Below are 13308 nucleotides of genomic sequence, written 5' to 3' on the forward strand. Positions count from 1 at the left end.
GGTAAGCTGCTCGGCGGTGGCGTGTCCGAGCGGCCTAAGGAGCACGCCTCGAAAGCGTGTGACGGCTAAAACCGTCCGAGGGTTCAAATCCCTCCGCCACCGCCAAAACTACCGGCGAGAATTCGCAGGTAGTCGCCTACTTTTCGGGTTTGCTACCAAACCTCGCCAGTTGCCGAGTCACTCCGTCGCTTTGCGGGTAGTGGCAATCCCGCCGCCGCGGTCCGGTCCGGCACCAGTTTCAGGCCGCGAAGCGCCGAGCCTATCCCGGTGAGAAAAACCCATCCGGTCCGACTTTCTCGTCGATTCGCGGTATTTGGAACTCACGATCCTATTTACTGTGACCCAACTCACTCAGTGGCCGCCGACAACGTGGTTCGTGGGGCAGTGAGTCGGGGAGAGGGCAGACCGATGAGGTGGTTGGGGGCGTGGTGGGGCCAGGCCGACCATTTCGATTGGCTGACAGGCTATTTGCAAGCCCACGGGCTGGGTGCAAACACTCGCAGGCTGTTGGCCGGGGTGGCCGCCTCGTTGGTGCTGGTGCCGGCCAACGTGTGGTTTGGTCCCACCCAGGCTTATCGGCCTCTGGCGATCGTGTATTCCGTCCTGGCTGCCCTGATTGGGCTGGGCATGGCGGTGCTGTGGTTGCGCGGGTGGCCCACTCGGCGCCAGTCCCTTTTCTTCATTTTGACCGGCAGCGTGATCATCGGCATCGGGTGTTTGTGGCAACCCCAGCCGCTTGTCGCGCTGATGGCATGCTCGGCGCTGTCGATCACCGGCGGCTACCTCGCGTTCTTCCATACCGCCAAGTACATGGCACTGAACTTTGGGCTCGCCAGCACAATTGCGGCCTGGCAGGCGGTGCGGGTGGCCGGCGCGGGGCAAGCGGTGCTGGCCTTCTCTGGTTATTTTCTGGTCCTTGAACTCAATGTTGTTGTCCCGCTTGCCATTCAGGTCGTCGTGCGCGCAGTGTGGGTTGACCTATTGCGCGCCAACCGCGACCCGCTGACCGGCCTGCTGAATCGGCGAGCCTGCGACCGGGCGGTAGTGGGCCGGATGCTCGCTGGCGCCAATCACATGTTTTTGGCGGTGGCCATGGTTGATCTGGACCGCTTCAAAAAACTCAACGACACACTCGGACATGCCGCCGGCGATGAAGCGCTCATCGCGGTCGGGGGGGCGTTGACCGCGGCATGCGGTGAGAGCGCCGTGGTCGGTCGCGTCGGCGGGGAGGAATTCTTGGTCGCTGACGTCGTGACGTCAGAAGAGCTGCCCGAGTGGGGGCGACAGTTCTGTGACGCGGTGGCCGCGATCAAGCATCCCGTGACAGCCAGCGTCGGAATCGCCAACCTGGCATTGCGCAGTACCGCCGCCGCACATGTCGACCAAGCGTTTCACCAGCTGATCGCCCACGCGGATACCGCAATGTATGAAGCCAAAAGGGGCGGGGGCAATCAGACTTGCCGCCACGCACTCGCGGTCTGAGCCGGCATCGCGCGCCTAGTTCTCGGGAGACGGCTGAAAATCCCAGCCCGGCGAAGCATTCCAGCCTGGATCCGATTGAGAGCTCCAACCCGGATTCGTCGGGGTATTCACATCCGGTTCCGGTATTGGATTCCAGCCCGGATCCGAGGGGTCGTCTGCAGCGAGTCCGCCGGCGCCGAATTGGGCAACGGCCGGCGCCGGTCGGCCAGTGTCTAGCAGCATGAGCGTCGCGACGGTTGCGGCTCCCGCGAATATCACCTGCATTGCCCGGATTTGTCGAGGTCGTCCGGCGGCTGATGTTGTCATTCTTTATTCTTGCGCTGCACTGCTGTTCGCGGGCTGGGCGATTGTTATCGATCGCGTGTGAGCGCGGCCTGAATCAGCGACGAAACCGCCTGGCGGCGAGCTTGGCGAATTCGACCGTGGAGCGGCGGACGGATTCGAGTTCCAGTGACACCAGCAGCGTGTCCACCATCGCGAACGGCAGCGTGGTGGCGACCGCCCCGCGGCCGTACTCGATGTGCCACGAGCCGGGGTGAATGGTCAGACCCCGCGCGCGGCCCTTCTCGAGGCAGGTGTGTTCACCTGGCATCAGCGTCATGGGTAGGGCGTCGTCAGACTCGAGATCGTACGAGTCGATTTGGCCGGCCATCAGGAACTTGTGGATTTCCACATGCTTGTAGCGGCCCGAAAAGCCTTGTGTGCCAGTGGGGGATCCGAAGATCACGATGTACTCACGCGGGCTGAAGTAGAGAAAGCGGACCTTGCCGAGGATCCCGCCGGCCTTGCTGCCTACCCATCGGCCCGGCGTCGGATCGACGAGGTCCGGATATTCACCGGCGATCAATTCGACGGCCCGCGTGATCAACTCGCCCGCCGCGAGCGGCAGGCCGACAACTTGCTCCGCGATCTTGTGCAGCGAATCCGGGTCGATTTTGTACGACATCAAGCGGTTCTCTCGGACGCTGAGCACACACCGTGAAACTAGCAGCGCGCAATCGCGATACGCCACCGCCACAATTCGGTGGGTATGGTTCGACGATGACGCCGGCCGCGGAGCGCGAGAGCGGCGGGGCTGCCGAAGATGCCACGCGCGGGCGCCCCCGCGACATGCAGCGCCGAGCGGCCGTCATCGCCGCCACCCGTGAACTCCTGATCGCCAACGGCTACGACGAAATCACCCTGGCCGGCGTCGCGCGCCATGCCGGGGTATCGCGGCCCTTCGTCTACGACCATTGGGGCAGCAAGTTCGCGCTCGTCGAGGACGCCATTTTCTCCGCCCCCGGTGAGCTTCCCGCGATCGACGAACTCCCCTTCGCTGACGCGCTGACCAGCCTGATCACCGGCATGGTGCGGGTGCAGTCGGACCCGGCATACCTGGCAGGCATGCCGGGTGTCGCGACCGTGCTCTACAGCCGGCCCGACCTGGTCGAACAGGTGGAAGCCCGCTACATGGCCCCGATTCGGGCGCGGTGGGTCCGCCTGATCGAACGCGGAAAGGCGCAGGGTCTGGTGCGGCCCGAAGTCGACGGGAGTGCCCTGATGGACACCGTGCGCGGTGCTGTCACGCTGCACACTTCGGTCAACAAGGCACTCGGAGAGTCCGAACTGATCGCGCACCTGAGGTCGTTGATCATCCATGGAGTCACCGGCAACGAATAATTTCCTTACATTGTGTAAGGTAATGACGCTGCAGGCGGGTGCGGAGGAGGCTTCGGAGACCTTGACCAAGAAGTCGCTGCACGCGCTCTTCGACCTGACTGGCCGCACCGCCATCGTCACCGGCGGGACGCGCGGCATCGGACTGGCCATCGCAGAGGGCTTGGTCGACTGCGGAGCCAATGTGGTCGTCGCCAGCCGAAAGGCCGACGCTTGCACCGCGGCCGCCGAGAAGCTGCAGGCGCTGGGCGGCGGCCGAGCCGTCGGCGTCCCCACGCATCTGGGTGACCTCGACGCGATCGACCGACTCGTCGAAGCCACCGTCGCGGAGTTCGGCGGCATCGACATGGTGGTCAACAACGCCGCCAATGCGCTGTCGCTGCCATTGGGCGAGTTCACTGCCGAAGCGTGGTCGAAGTCGTTCTCGGTCAACCTGCAAGGCCCGGTGTTCCTGATCCAGTCGGCGCTTCCGCATCTTCGCAAGAGCGAGCACGCGTCGGTGCTCAACGTCGTGTCCGCGGGCGCCTTCATTTATTCGCCGGCGGTGTCGATGTATTCGGCTGCCAAAGCCGCGATGGTGTCGTTCACGCGGTCCATGGCCGCGGAGTTCGCATCGCAGGACATCCGCGTCAATGCCCTGGCGCCCGGATCGGTCGACACCGACATGGTGCGCGGCAACCCGCCGGAATTCATCGAGGTGATGAAGGCATCCGCACTGCTGAAGCGGATCGCCGACGCCGCCGAGATGGTGCCTCCCGCACTGCTATTGCTCTGCGACGCCGGAAGTTTCATCACCGGGCAGACCATCATTGCCGACGGTGGCATGGTAGCCCGGTAGGAAGGCAATAATGACCGACATCGACATCGACACCGACAGCGCAACCCGCGAATCCAACAAGCAAACGCTCCGACGGGCGATGGACGCTATCAGCGGGCTCGATCTTGAGGCGGTCCTCGGTGAACTCCATGATGATGTCCGCTTTGAATTACCTTACGAGGCAGCGGTTCCGGACTCCGGCCAGGACGGTATTCGCGACCTGCTGGGTTCGATGTTCGTGATGTTCGAAAAGTTCACGATCACGCTCACCGATGTCTACGAGATGCTTGACCCGAACATGTTGGTGGCGCGCTATCGGGGCGACGCGCTGGGACGGGCCAAGCCCGTCGTCTACCAGAATGACTACATCGGCGTGTTCGAGTTCCGCGACGGCAAGATCACGTTGTGGCGCGAGTTCGACAACCCCATGGTGTCCGCCGCGATGGTCGCGGGGTTTGCCGAGGGAAGCTCGTGACCGCCGATACGCCGATCACCGTTGAGCGCCTCGACGACGGCGCCATCGCGATCTTGACGATTAATCGTCCAACGCGTCGAAATGCCTTGGACTCACAGACGCTCGTCGACATGCACCGCCTGCTGGACACATTGAACGGCGACCCCACGCTGCGAGCGATCGTGGTGACGGGCACGGGTGTCTCGTTCTGCTCTGGCGCCGACTTGAAGTCGCAGCCGGGTGATCTCTCCGATAGCGCGGGTGTCCCCTACGCCGAGCTGCGATCCGCGGCGACCTCGACCGTCGCGGTCACGATGGCCGCGCAGGAACTCATGGCCTCGGCTTTCGAGAAGGTCCACCGGCTGCGCGTCCCGGTTATCGCCGCGGTCAACGGGTTTGCCCTTGGCGGTGGTTTCGCACTGGCTTTGGCCTGCGACATCCGGTACGCCGCGCGGTCGGCGACGTTCGGCGCGGTTTTCATCCGGCACGGGGTGTCGGCGTGCGACATGGGCACCAGCTATTTCCTGCCGCGCCTGGTCGGAGCCGCACGGGCTGCCGAATTAATGCTCACTGGACGGGTCTTCGACACGGCCGAAGCGGTCGCGATCGGATTGGTTCTCGAAGTGCTCGACCCGTCGAGCCTGCTCGACACCGCCGTCGCTAAAGCCCGTGAAATAGCCCAGAACTCGCCCCTGGCTGTCTGGATGACGAAGGAAACCATGTGGCAGACCATCGACTCGCCGAGCCTGCGTCACGCACTCGACATCGAGAATCGGACACAGGTGATGTGCACGGGCAATGGGGATCTGGCGAATTCCTTCGCCGCGTTCCGCGACGACGGGACGGCTCGATGGAACCCGCTGTGAGCAACGCACCGCGACATCGAGGAGACTGACCATGGCGAATTCCCTATCCGAGCGGCTCGGCATCGAGTTCCCACTATTTGCATTCTCGCACTGCCGCGACGTGGTCGCCGAGGTCAGCAAGGCCGGCGGATATGGGGTGTTGGGCGCACTGGCCTATAACGCCGAACGCCTCGAGGTCGAGCTTTCCTGGATCGACGAACACGTCGGCGGTCGGCCGTACGGCGTGGACTTCGCGATGCCGGAGAAGTTCGTCGGCAAGGGCGAGTCGTTCAGCCTGGATGCACTGCGCGAACAAATCCCACTCGGTCACACCGAACACATGGAACAGGTGCTGACTAGCCACGGTGTGCCGCCGCTGCCGGACGACACCGAGCGACGGGTGATAGCGGCCGGCCTCGGTGTCGAGGCAGAAGGGCCGGGCCAGGTAGCGGTCGCACTGCGTCATCCGGTGTCGATGATTGTCAATGCGCTGGGCCCGCCACCGGCATACGCGATCGAGGCCGCACACGAAAAAGGGGTTCTGGTGGGCGCATTGAGCGGCTCGCCGCGGCACGCCCGGCGCAATGTCGATGCGGGAGTGGACGTGATCATCGCCCAGGGCGGCGAGGCCGGGGGACACACCGGAGAGATCGCCACCATGGTTCTGGTGCCCGCGGTCGTGGACGAGGTTGGTCCAAACGTCCCCGTGCTGGCCGCCGGGGGTATCGGTAACGGCCGGCAGATGGCGGCGGCGATGGCCCTCGGCGCACAAGGAGCGTGGACCGGGTCGTTGTGGCTGACGGTGGCCGAAGCGGCTACCGAACCATGGGTCGTCGACAACCTGCTGAGGGCCGGGTACAGCGACACGGTGCGGTCGCGCGCGATGACCGGCAAGCCGGCCCGTCAGATCCGCACCGACTGGACCGAGGCTTGGGAAGGCCCAGACAGTCCCGCCCCGCTGCCAATGCCGTTGCAAGGCATTGTGTATGCCGACGCCTCGGCACGGTTCATGCGGGCGCGATCCAGCGCGCTGTCGGGTTCTCCGGCGGGCCAGATCATCGGGTCGATCAACAAGGTACGGCGCTCGCGGGAGGTGGTCCTCGACATCGTCGAGGAGTGGCTGACCACCGTGCGGCGACTAGCGGAAGACAGCTGAGGAGGAATCGCTGTGGTCACAATCACCAACGAAGTCCGGGACATCGATACCGGCGCACCCATGACGCGCTTCGCCCGCGGCTGGCACTGCATAGGCCTGGCCGTAAATTTCCGCGACGGAAGTCCTCACGCGATCAACGCATTTGGGTCTCGCCTCGTGGTGTTCGCGGACTCGCAGGGCGAGTTGCACGTCCTCGACGCGTATTGCCGCCACATGGGTGGCGACCTGTCCCAGGGGACCATCAAGGGCGATTCGGTGGCGTGCCCGTTCCACGACTGGCGCTGGCAGGGCTCGACCGGTCGCTGTTCACTGGTGCCCTACGCCAAGCGCACGCCCCGACTGGCGCGGACGCGGCGATGGCCGACCGGGGAGGTCAATGGCCAACTGCTGGTCTGGCACGACCCCGAGGGGGCGATGCCCCCGGCCGAGGTCTTCCCGCCGACGATCGACGGGTACGCCGAAGGACAGTGGTCACCGTGGTCGTGGAACTCGATCCTCATCGAGGGGTCACACTGCCGGGAGATCGTCGACAACAACGTCGACATGGCCCATTTCTTCTATATCCACCACGCGTACCCGACGTTCTTCAAGAACATCATCGAAGGCCACACGGCGACCCAGCTGATGGAGTCGAAGGCTCGTCCCGACACCACGGCGAACTACGACAATCTCTGGGAGGGAACGAGACTTCGTTCCGAAGCAACGTATTTCGGCCCGGCCTACATGATCAACTGGCTGCACAACGATGTGGCGCCGGACTTCACGATTGAAGTGGCGCTGATCAACTGCCATTACCCGGTCAGTCATGACTCATTCGTGCTGCAGTGGGGCGTGGCGGTTCAGGAGCTCCCCGGGCTGCCGGCGGCCAAGGCGACCAAGCTCGCCGCCACGATGAGCCGATCGTTCGGCGAGGGCTTCCTCGAAGACGTCGAGATCTGGAAGCACAAGACGCGCATCGAGAACCCGTTGCTCACCGAGGAGGACGGTGCGGTGTATCAGCACCGGCGCTGGTACGAGCAGTTCTACGTCGACGCCGCCGATGTCACCGCAGAGATGACCGACCGCTTCGAAATCGAGGTAGACACCAACCACGCCAACAAGTTTTGGCAACACGAGGTTGCGGAGAATCTCGCGGCGACCGTGCGCTGATAGCTGCGTCCTCCTATGTGGGAGGAAATCTCTCCTGGCCGTGTCCTGCTACTCGCCCACATCCTGGAGGCAAAGCCGACACGGTGAGGTGAAATCGATGGATGTCGCGCGGGTCGCGATCACTGGAGGTACCCGCGGCATTGGCCTCGCCACGGCGCAGGCATGTGTGCGGGCCGGGATGTCTGTCGCGATCGGCGCTCGCAGCGGAACTCAAAGTGCGGCAATAGCAGAACAATTGGGTGACCGTGCGGTCGGGTTCGGTCTTGATGTGCGTAATGGCGAGCAGTTCGAGGCTTTCCTTGCCCGCTCCGAAGAACACATCGGTCCGCTGGATGCACTGATCAACAACGCCGGCATCGTGTACATCGGCAGCTTCGTTCACGAAGATCCCGCCGACACTCAGCGATCGCTGGATATCAATCTGAGCGGGGTGATGACCGGAACCCGGTTGGCCCTGCGGCGTTTCCTGCCCCGCGGGCATGGCCACATCGTCAATATGGCTTCCGCCGGCGGCCAGATCGCCCTGGCGGGCGAGGCCACGTATGCGGCCACCAAGCATGCGGTGGTGGGGTTCACCCGAGCGATCCGCGCCGAGACACGCGGCACCGGTGTGCGAACGACTATCGTCATGCCCGGATTCACCCGGACTGACATGTCCGGCGGACTCGAAACACAGCGAGGAATGCGATTCGTCAGCCCGGACGCGGTTGCCGACGCCATCGTCACAGCGCTTCGCACCGGAAAAGAGGAGCTGTACGTTCCCCGTGAGCTGGGCACGGTCGCCAGACTCGTCGCCGGAACGCCGCCGTGGATTGCCGACCGCATAAAACGCGCCTTCGGCCTAGACGAAATGTTGTTCCGCGTCGACGCGATCGCGCGCCGCGGTTATCTCCGTAGCGTCGAGCGGTTGTCCTGAAGTTCGACGGCGACGCTGAACAACGCCGGCGGGTAGCGCGCCGAGACTCAATTCGACAGAATCGCTGCCACTTCGTGCGGCGTGGGCATATCGCGAATTTGCCGGGCAATCTTGTTGGCCGCCGTCCGGTAGGTTGGATTTTCCAGAATCTCCTTTACCGCCAACACAACTCGTTGCGGACTGAACTCTTCGCGCGTGATACAAATTCCGGCGCCCGCGGCTCCGACACGCTCGGCTTGAGCGCCCTGATCTGCGCCCTGGGGTGCGAGCACCAGCGGAACACCGACGGAGAGGGCGCCCAGATTGCTGCCGGCGCCGCCGTGAGCAACCACGACGTCGACGCCCTCGAGGAGTTCGCGGTATGGCATGAACTCTTCGAAACTGACGCACTCGCGGCCGACGGCGAAATCGCCACGTGAATGCTTGGGACCAAGCGTGACTCGCAGCGATCGATCGTTCTCCGACAATGCCTGGATGATGGGATCAAGCACTTCAGGACCACCGAACACCGTGCCGAATGTCAGCAGGATTCCAGGCCTGTGAGCGAAGGGCTTTGGAATTCTGGGTTGCGACGTGCCGGGCGACTGATGGGCTTCGGGTCGCATGGGTAGCCATCCTCGCGGCTTCTGCCAAGCGTCGACCTGCAGCCCTGGTGGGCATATATCGACGACCCACTTCGACCGTCGCCACCGCACACCGCGGGCCTGGTAGTCGGCGGCGGCACGCACCTCGGCGGCTTGGACGAAGTCCGCGGACACGTACGCGCCGAAGGTGTGGCAGACGCGCTCGACATCGCAGGCCGCGGCTACCAGCGGCCCCAGGTAGTCCATCAGGTCGTGGACTACCAGATCTGGACGCCAGGCTTTCGCCACCGCGAGCGAGTCATCAACTGACATATCGATTCTGGTGGTGGTAAACGCTTCCAGTACCGCTTCGCGGGTGCACTCGCCCGTGACATCCTCACCGGTGCGCCGCATGACCTCCGCGATCATGGACGGAATGTCCGCACCGGCCACCAGCACGTGCAGATCTTCGTCCGACACAACCGGTACTTCAGTCCGGGGAACCATGATTGCGACGGTGTGTCCCCGCGCCCGGAAAGCCCGGGCAAGCGGCAACAACGGAATGAGGTGCCCATGCTCGGGCACACAACTGAACAGGATCCGCATGCGCTGGCCTCTCGGTTCGGGCGTCGGCGTCTTACAGCGTTAAACGACTAATTCGGGCGCAAAATTCTGTTACCCGGTGTTATCAGACGCGGCTTAGCCCAGCCCGCCGGTCAGCCTCCGAGCCGCCTGAACTTCGCCTTGCCGGTAGGGCTTGCCGTCGGGCAACAGAAGGTCGTGAAACCAAACCTTCGGCGGCGCGGTGTACGGGTGATTCCAAGAGTCCCACGGAAAGTAGGTTTGGGTCTTCCCGGCCACCAGACCCCAGTTGATTGCACCAACATTGTGGCGCTTGGCAATTGGCAGGATCCCTTCGATGCTGCTGCCCTGGGGGCGAGCCATGTATTCGGTGCAGATGATCGGGCGCCCCATCGGTGCCAGTTCATTGATCTTCGATTCGAACTCGGCCGGCTTGCCGTAGTTGTGAAACGTGATCACGTCGGCGTTGTCGAGCTGAATAGCGCTGATTGGGCTACGGTTTCGCGGGTCTCCCCAGGATCCTTGCCACACACCACTCGTCAGGGGTTGAGCGGGGTCAACCGAGCGTGCCCATCGGAACACCTGGGGAAGCAGGTCGGCCACACGCTCCAGTTTGTCCGAGCGCTCGACCTTGCGGTATTCTTTCGCGGGATTGTCGGGTTCGTTCCATAGATCCCATCCCAAAACCCGGTCGTCATTGCGGAATTGGCTCAACACTCCCGTGACGTAGTCCTGCATCACGGGGATGTAGCGGGGGTCGCCGAGGCGTTCGGCACCCGGGCTTTGCACCCAGCCGGAGTTGTGCACCCCCGGTACCGGCGCGTGCTGCGGGCCGGACTTGGGGATTGGGTCCCAACAGGAGTCGAACAATACGAACAGCGGCTTGATGCCGTGGCGCGACGTGATGCCAACGAATTGGGCGAGACGGCTTTGGAAGCCCTGGCGGTCTGCGGCCCACAATTGGTCGTGCAGGAAGACCCGCATGGTGTTGAAGCCGAGCGCGCGGGCCGCACCCAGCTCGCCGTCAATGCGTTGCGGGTCAAAGGTTCCCGGCTGAAACATCTCCAGCTGATTGATAGCGGTCGACGGGATGTAGTTCGCGCCCACCAGCCAGCCCTGCGCGCGGTACCAGGCATTGGCGCGGTCCGGCGACCACCGGGCCGCCTCGGCAGAGGCGCGCGGCGCTTGGGCCAGAGCCGCTCCCGCTGCCAACATCAGCGGGAGCTTCATGGCCGTTCGGCGGTTCACGAAGTGACACTAGATTTCCCTTGTCGTGCAGGCGGTTAGACGCGCCGATTGCAATCTGTGAGGTAGGAAATTGTGACCTGATCGTGATCCGGCACTAGCGAAGCTTGCGGCCGTAGTTGTCTTTCGTGCTGCCGGTGAACATCACGATCGCGTCGACGACGGCCCAGATGATGCTGCCGAGTAGGACCGGCAGCCCGAAGAAGCAGAAGACGCTGAAGATGAGTCCGAACAAGCCCAGTAGCAACTGGGCGACCGCGATCTGGGTCGAGTCGATGTAGAAGCGACCGATACCGAACACTCCGAAAAACAGCTGTAACAGCCCGGCCGTCGTGGCGGACTTATCGGACAGGGGCACACCCGTGACGGGATCGCGGCCAAACGGCGCTTGAGGGCCGACCGGGATTCCGGGATACCCGGCATAACCGGGATAGGGGTGCGGTGGTGGATAGCCGGGTTGCTGCGGGTACCCCGGGTATCCCGGTGGCGGCATCGGGGGACCCTGGGGCGGGAAGTAACCGGGCGGCTGCCAACCCTGCGGCGGCGGGAATCCGGGCGGGTTCGGCGTCGACATTGGCATGAGTTAACTCTTCTGTCGCGGGTGCGTCCATTCGGTCTGCCAGCGCCGCCAGCAACACTCTCGCATCATGCAACATTTGTAGACAGAAATAATTGCCTACTGCTACTATCGTCTCTAACAGCGTTTGCTGGCTTCAGGAGTACACAGATGCAGCCCATATTCTTCGACCCCGCGGTGGCCGGTGTTGGCATCGACGTTGTGGGCAGCACGATGCAGGCCGTGGCCGCCGGTGCCGCCGCATCGCCGTCGATGACAGTGCTGATTCCCGCCGGTGCTGAGGAGGTCTCAGCTCAGGCAGCGGCGGCGTTCGCAGCAGAGGCCACCCAGTTGCTGGCCTTGGTAAACGGGGCACATGCCGAACTGGCGCGTACGGGTTCCGCGCTGGTCGAGATCGCCCGGATGTACTCCGAGACCGATGCCGCCGCGGCCGGCAGCCTGCAGCGGATCCGCCCGCCGATCAGCTTTCCGCTGGCCGGGTAGGTGAGCGGCGGCGCAAATTCGTAGACCGCAAACCCTCATATCTCTTCTAACTTCCCCCCGGACGGCGCGATACTAGCGATATGTCCGATCGCAACGTGCTCGGCGGCGTGCTGCAGCCGTGCGGCACCGAGCCTCTCACCGGTTACTACCGCGACGGCTGTTGCTCAAGCGGGCCCGAGGATGTCGGCCGCCACACGATCTGTGCCGTAATGACTGCCGAGTTTCTCGAGCATCAGCGTTCGATCGGCAACGATCTGTTGACGCCGGTTCCCGAGTACCGGTTTCCCGGCCTGCTATCCGGCGATCGCTGGTGCGTCACAGCCCTGAATTGGCTGCGGGCTCATCGGGACGGGTGCGCCGCCCCGGTGGTGCTGGCCTGCACCCACGAACGCACCCTCGAGGTCGTTCCCCTTGAGACACTGATGGAACACCAAGTCGACGTTCCTGACGACCTGGCTAACTTGTAGGGCTCGCGATCTGCGGTTCGATCCGTCGTGCCGCGGAGCAAACCTGCTCGCTCAATCGCAGGACCTCAGCCGCGGACAAGTCGGTGAATGGTGCGGCGCTGATCGACATCGCGACGACCCCGTCCTCGTCGAAGATCGGGGCGGAGATGGTGGCGATGCTGTGTGTGTCGTCCTCGATGAGTTCGGCGTCTAGGACGTCGATCACGGTGAGGTCGGCGAAAGCCTGGGCGAGCCGCGCGGTGATCGCATCGGGTCCCCCGTCCCCGCGAAGTGCGCGTAGCGCCGTGTACACCTGGAGGTATTCGCGGCTGAGCCGTTCGACGGTGTATCCGCGGTCACGAATCTCGCTGAGCACCGTGGTGATTCGCCGGTGTAGCGCGGTCGAAGGCTTACCGATGCCTTCCAGCCAGGCGCGCTGTGCGGTGAGCGGGCTGCCGGCGATGTAATCGCGGCCGAACGGTGCGACCAAAGGCATTCGCAATCCACGATGGATCCGCATTCCGGAAGCCGATTCACCGGCGCTGTCCACCACGACGATCGCGTTGCCCTCGCGGCGGGCTAGAAAGGCTTGTGCCGCTGTGGATTCGGCGAGCTGCTGCAGAATTCCGTGGAAGACCCGGTCGCCGGCGGGCTTCGCAAGCGTTGCAATACCCGGTCCCCAGGAGTAGGCGGCGGTGGCGATGTCGCGCACCACCCAATGGTGGGCGGCCAGCGTGGTCAGGATTGCGTGGCCGGTGGCCCGGCTGATGGCCAGCTCGCGGGTGATCTCGGCGAGGGAGAACGCTCGAGTGGGCTGCGACCCGAGCAGCGCCATGACTGCGACGACGCGCTCGGTCGGCGGAGAAGTGGGTTGACGAGGTGTCGGCTCCGCAGCTACCGTCCGTATCATATTTCGAATGATACGTCGAATATT

Annotated in this window: 16 protein-coding genes and 1 tRNA gene; 12 read left to right on the forward strand and 5 right to left on the reverse strand. The window is 63.9% G+C overall.

Annotation, left to right across the window (positions count from 1 at the left end; genetic code table 11):
* Positions 1–15 precede the first annotated feature (15 nt).
* From H7K34_RS25705 to H7K34_RS25715, 3 genes are all read left to right on the forward strand, one after another.
* A tRNA-Ser gene (locus tag H7K34_RS25705) sits at positions 16–105 on the forward strand.
* 303 nt (positions 106–408) lie between these two features.
* Complete coding sequence (locus H7K34_RS25710) at positions 409–1482, forward strand: GGDEF domain-containing protein (RefSeq protein WP_264064775.1); 1074 nt, start codon at positions 409–411, stop codon at positions 1480–1482.
* Between the two features lie 220 nt (positions 1483–1702).
* A complete protein-coding gene (locus H7K34_RS25715; RefSeq protein WP_264064776.1) occupies positions 1703–1849 on the forward strand; it encodes a hypothetical protein in 147 nt (48 codons plus the stop codon).
* A gap of 12 nt (positions 1850–1861) precedes the next feature.
* Here H7K34_RS25715 and H7K34_RS25720 read toward each other — a convergent pair whose 3' ends face one another.
* The gene (locus H7K34_RS25720; RefSeq protein ID WP_264064777.1) at positions 1862–2455 is read right to left on the reverse strand and encodes an ERG2 family protein; all 594 of its coding nucleotides are present in this window, start codon (positions 2453–2455) and stop codon (positions 1862–1864) included.
* A 68-nt stretch (positions 2456–2523) separates the two neighbouring features.
* Between H7K34_RS25720 and H7K34_RS25725 the strand changes: the two genes are divergently transcribed.
* The 7 genes from H7K34_RS25725 (at position 2524) to H7K34_RS25755 (ending at position 8478) form a co-directional block, all read left to right on the forward strand.
* Positions 2524–3144, forward strand: coding sequence for a TetR/AcrR family transcriptional regulator (locus H7K34_RS25725; protein ID WP_108926337.1), 621 nt, complete (start codon positions 2524–2526; stop codon positions 3142–3144).
* Positions 3145–3205: 61 nt separating this feature from the next.
* The gene (locus H7K34_RS25730) at positions 3206–3979 is read left to right on the forward strand and encodes an SDR family NAD(P)-dependent oxidoreductase (RefSeq protein WP_264064879.1); all 774 of its coding nucleotides are present in this window, start codon (positions 3206–3208) and stop codon (positions 3977–3979) included.
* A gap of 10 nt (positions 3980–3989) precedes the next feature.
* On the forward strand, positions 3990–4433 hold the full coding sequence (locus tag H7K34_RS25735; RefSeq protein WP_264064779.1) for a nuclear transport factor 2 family protein: 444 nt from the start codon (positions 3990–3992) through the stop codon (positions 4431–4433).
* The gene (locus tag H7K34_RS25740) at positions 4430–5278 is read left to right on the forward strand and encodes an enoyl-CoA hydratase/isomerase family protein (protein ID WP_264064780.1); all 849 of its coding nucleotides are present in this window, start codon (positions 4430–4432) and stop codon (positions 5276–5278) included. The genes H7K34_RS25735 and H7K34_RS25740 overlap by 4 nt, the downstream gene beginning before the upstream one ends.
* A gap of 31 nt (positions 5279–5309) precedes the next feature.
* Complete coding sequence (locus H7K34_RS25745) at positions 5310–6413, forward strand: nitronate monooxygenase (protein WP_264064781.1); 1104 nt, start codon at positions 5310–5312, stop codon at positions 6411–6413.
* Positions 6414–6473: 60 nt separating this feature from the next.
* Complete coding sequence (locus H7K34_RS25750; RefSeq protein WP_264064880.1) at positions 6474–7562, forward strand: aromatic ring-hydroxylating dioxygenase subunit alpha; 1089 nt, start codon at positions 6474–6476, stop codon at positions 7560–7562.
* A gap of 97 nt (positions 7563–7659) precedes the next feature.
* On the forward strand, positions 7660–8478 hold the full coding sequence (locus H7K34_RS25755) for an SDR family NAD(P)-dependent oxidoreductase (RefSeq protein ID WP_264064782.1): 819 nt from the start codon (positions 7660–7662) through the stop codon (positions 8476–8478).
* A 47-nt stretch (positions 8479–8525) separates the two neighbouring features.
* On the opposite strand, the gene H7K34_RS25760 is transcribed toward H7K34_RS25755, so the two are convergent.
* The 3 genes from H7K34_RS25760 to H7K34_RS25770 all read right to left on the reverse strand — a co-directional run bounded on the left by H7K34_RS25760 (position 8526) and on the right by H7K34_RS25770 (position 11442).
* Complete coding sequence (locus tag H7K34_RS25760; protein WP_264992957.1) at positions 8526–9647, reverse strand: glycosyltransferase; 1122 nt, start codon at positions 9645–9647, stop codon at positions 8526–8528.
* A gap of 93 nt (positions 9648–9740) precedes the next feature.
* A complete protein-coding gene (locus H7K34_RS25765; RefSeq protein ID WP_264064784.1) occupies positions 9741–10871 on the reverse strand; it encodes a cellulase family glycosylhydrolase in 1131 nt (376 codons plus the stop codon).
* Positions 10872–10965: 94 nt separating this feature from the next.
* Positions 10966–11442 carry a TM2 domain-containing protein gene (locus tag H7K34_RS25770; protein WP_264064785.1) on the reverse strand — a complete coding sequence of 159 codons (477 nt, stop codon included), beginning with the start codon at positions 11440–11442 and terminating at the stop codon, positions 10966–10968.
* Between the two features lie 153 nt (positions 11443–11595).
* On the opposite strand from H7K34_RS25770, the gene H7K34_RS25775 reads away from it, so the two are divergent.
* Together H7K34_RS25775 and H7K34_RS25780 are read left to right on the forward strand one after the other, a co-directional pair.
* On the forward strand, positions 11596–11928 hold the full coding sequence (locus H7K34_RS25775) for a PE domain-containing protein (RefSeq protein WP_264064786.1): 333 nt from the start codon (positions 11596–11598) through the stop codon (positions 11926–11928).
* Positions 11929–12008: 80 nt separating this feature from the next.
* On the forward strand, positions 12009–12395 hold the full coding sequence (locus H7K34_RS25780; protein ID WP_264064787.1) for a DUF2237 family protein: 387 nt from the start codon (positions 12009–12011) through the stop codon (positions 12393–12395).
* On the opposite strand, the gene H7K34_RS25785 is transcribed toward H7K34_RS25780, so the two are convergent.
* Positions 12385–13284, reverse strand: coding sequence for a helix-turn-helix domain-containing protein (locus H7K34_RS25785; RefSeq protein ID WP_264064788.1), 900 nt, complete (start codon positions 13282–13284; stop codon positions 12385–12387). The genes H7K34_RS25780 and H7K34_RS25785 overlap by 11 nt on opposite strands.
* Positions 13285–13308: the final 24 nt, after the last annotated feature.

It is taken from the genome of Mycobacterium montefiorense, from assembly GCF_025823255.1.
GTDB classification, from domain to species: domain Bacteria; phylum Actinomycetota; class Actinomycetes; order Mycobacteriales; family Mycobacteriaceae; genus Mycobacterium; species Mycobacterium montefiorense.

Excerpts from the sequence above, each read along its gene's own strand:
- H7K34_RS25710 (WP_264064775.1), top strand. The coding sequence starts at position 409 with ATGAGGTGGTTGGGGGCGTGGTGGGGCCAGGCCGACCATTTCGATTGG.
- H7K34_RS25715 (WP_264064776.1), top strand. The coding sequence starts at position 1,703 with ATGAGCGTCGCGACGGTTGCGGCTCCCGCGAATATCACCTGCATTGCC.
- H7K34_RS25725 (WP_108926337.1), top strand. The coding sequence starts at position 2,524 with ATGACGCCGGCCGCGGAGCGCGAGAGCGGCGGGGCTGCCGAAGATGCC.
- H7K34_RS25735 (WP_264064779.1), top strand. The coding sequence starts at position 3,990 with ATGACCGACATCGACATCGACACCGACAGCGCAACCCGCGAATCCAAC.
- H7K34_RS25745 (WP_264064781.1), top strand. The coding sequence starts at position 5,310 with ATGGCGAATTCCCTATCCGAGCGGCTCGGCATCGAGTTCCCACTATTT.
- H7K34_RS25750 (WP_264064880.1), top strand. The coding sequence starts at position 6,474 with ATGACGCGCTTCGCCCGCGGCTGGCACTGCATAGGCCTGGCCGTAAAT.
- H7K34_RS25755 (WP_264064782.1), top strand. The coding sequence starts at position 7,660 with ATGGATGTCGCGCGGGTCGCGATCACTGGAGGTACCCGCGGCATTGGC.
- H7K34_RS25760 (WP_264992957.1), bottom strand. The coding sequence starts at position 9,647 with ATGCGGATCCTGTTCAGTTGTGTGCCCGAGCATGGGCACCTCATTCCG.
- H7K34_RS25770 (WP_264064785.1), bottom strand. The coding sequence starts at position 11,442 with ATGTCGACGCCGAACCCGCCCGGATTCCCGCCGCCGCAGGGTTGGCAG.
- H7K34_RS25775 (WP_264064786.1), top strand. The coding sequence starts at position 11,596 with ATGCAGCCCATATTCTTCGACCCCGCGGTGGCCGGTGTTGGCATCGAC.
- H7K34_RS25780 (WP_264064787.1), top strand. The coding sequence starts at position 12,009 with ATGTCCGATCGCAACGTGCTCGGCGGCGTGCTGCAGCCGTGCGGCACC.
- H7K34_RS25785 (WP_264064788.1), bottom strand. The coding sequence starts at position 13,284 with ATGATACGGACGGTAGCTGCGGAGCCGACACCTCGTCAACCCACTTCT.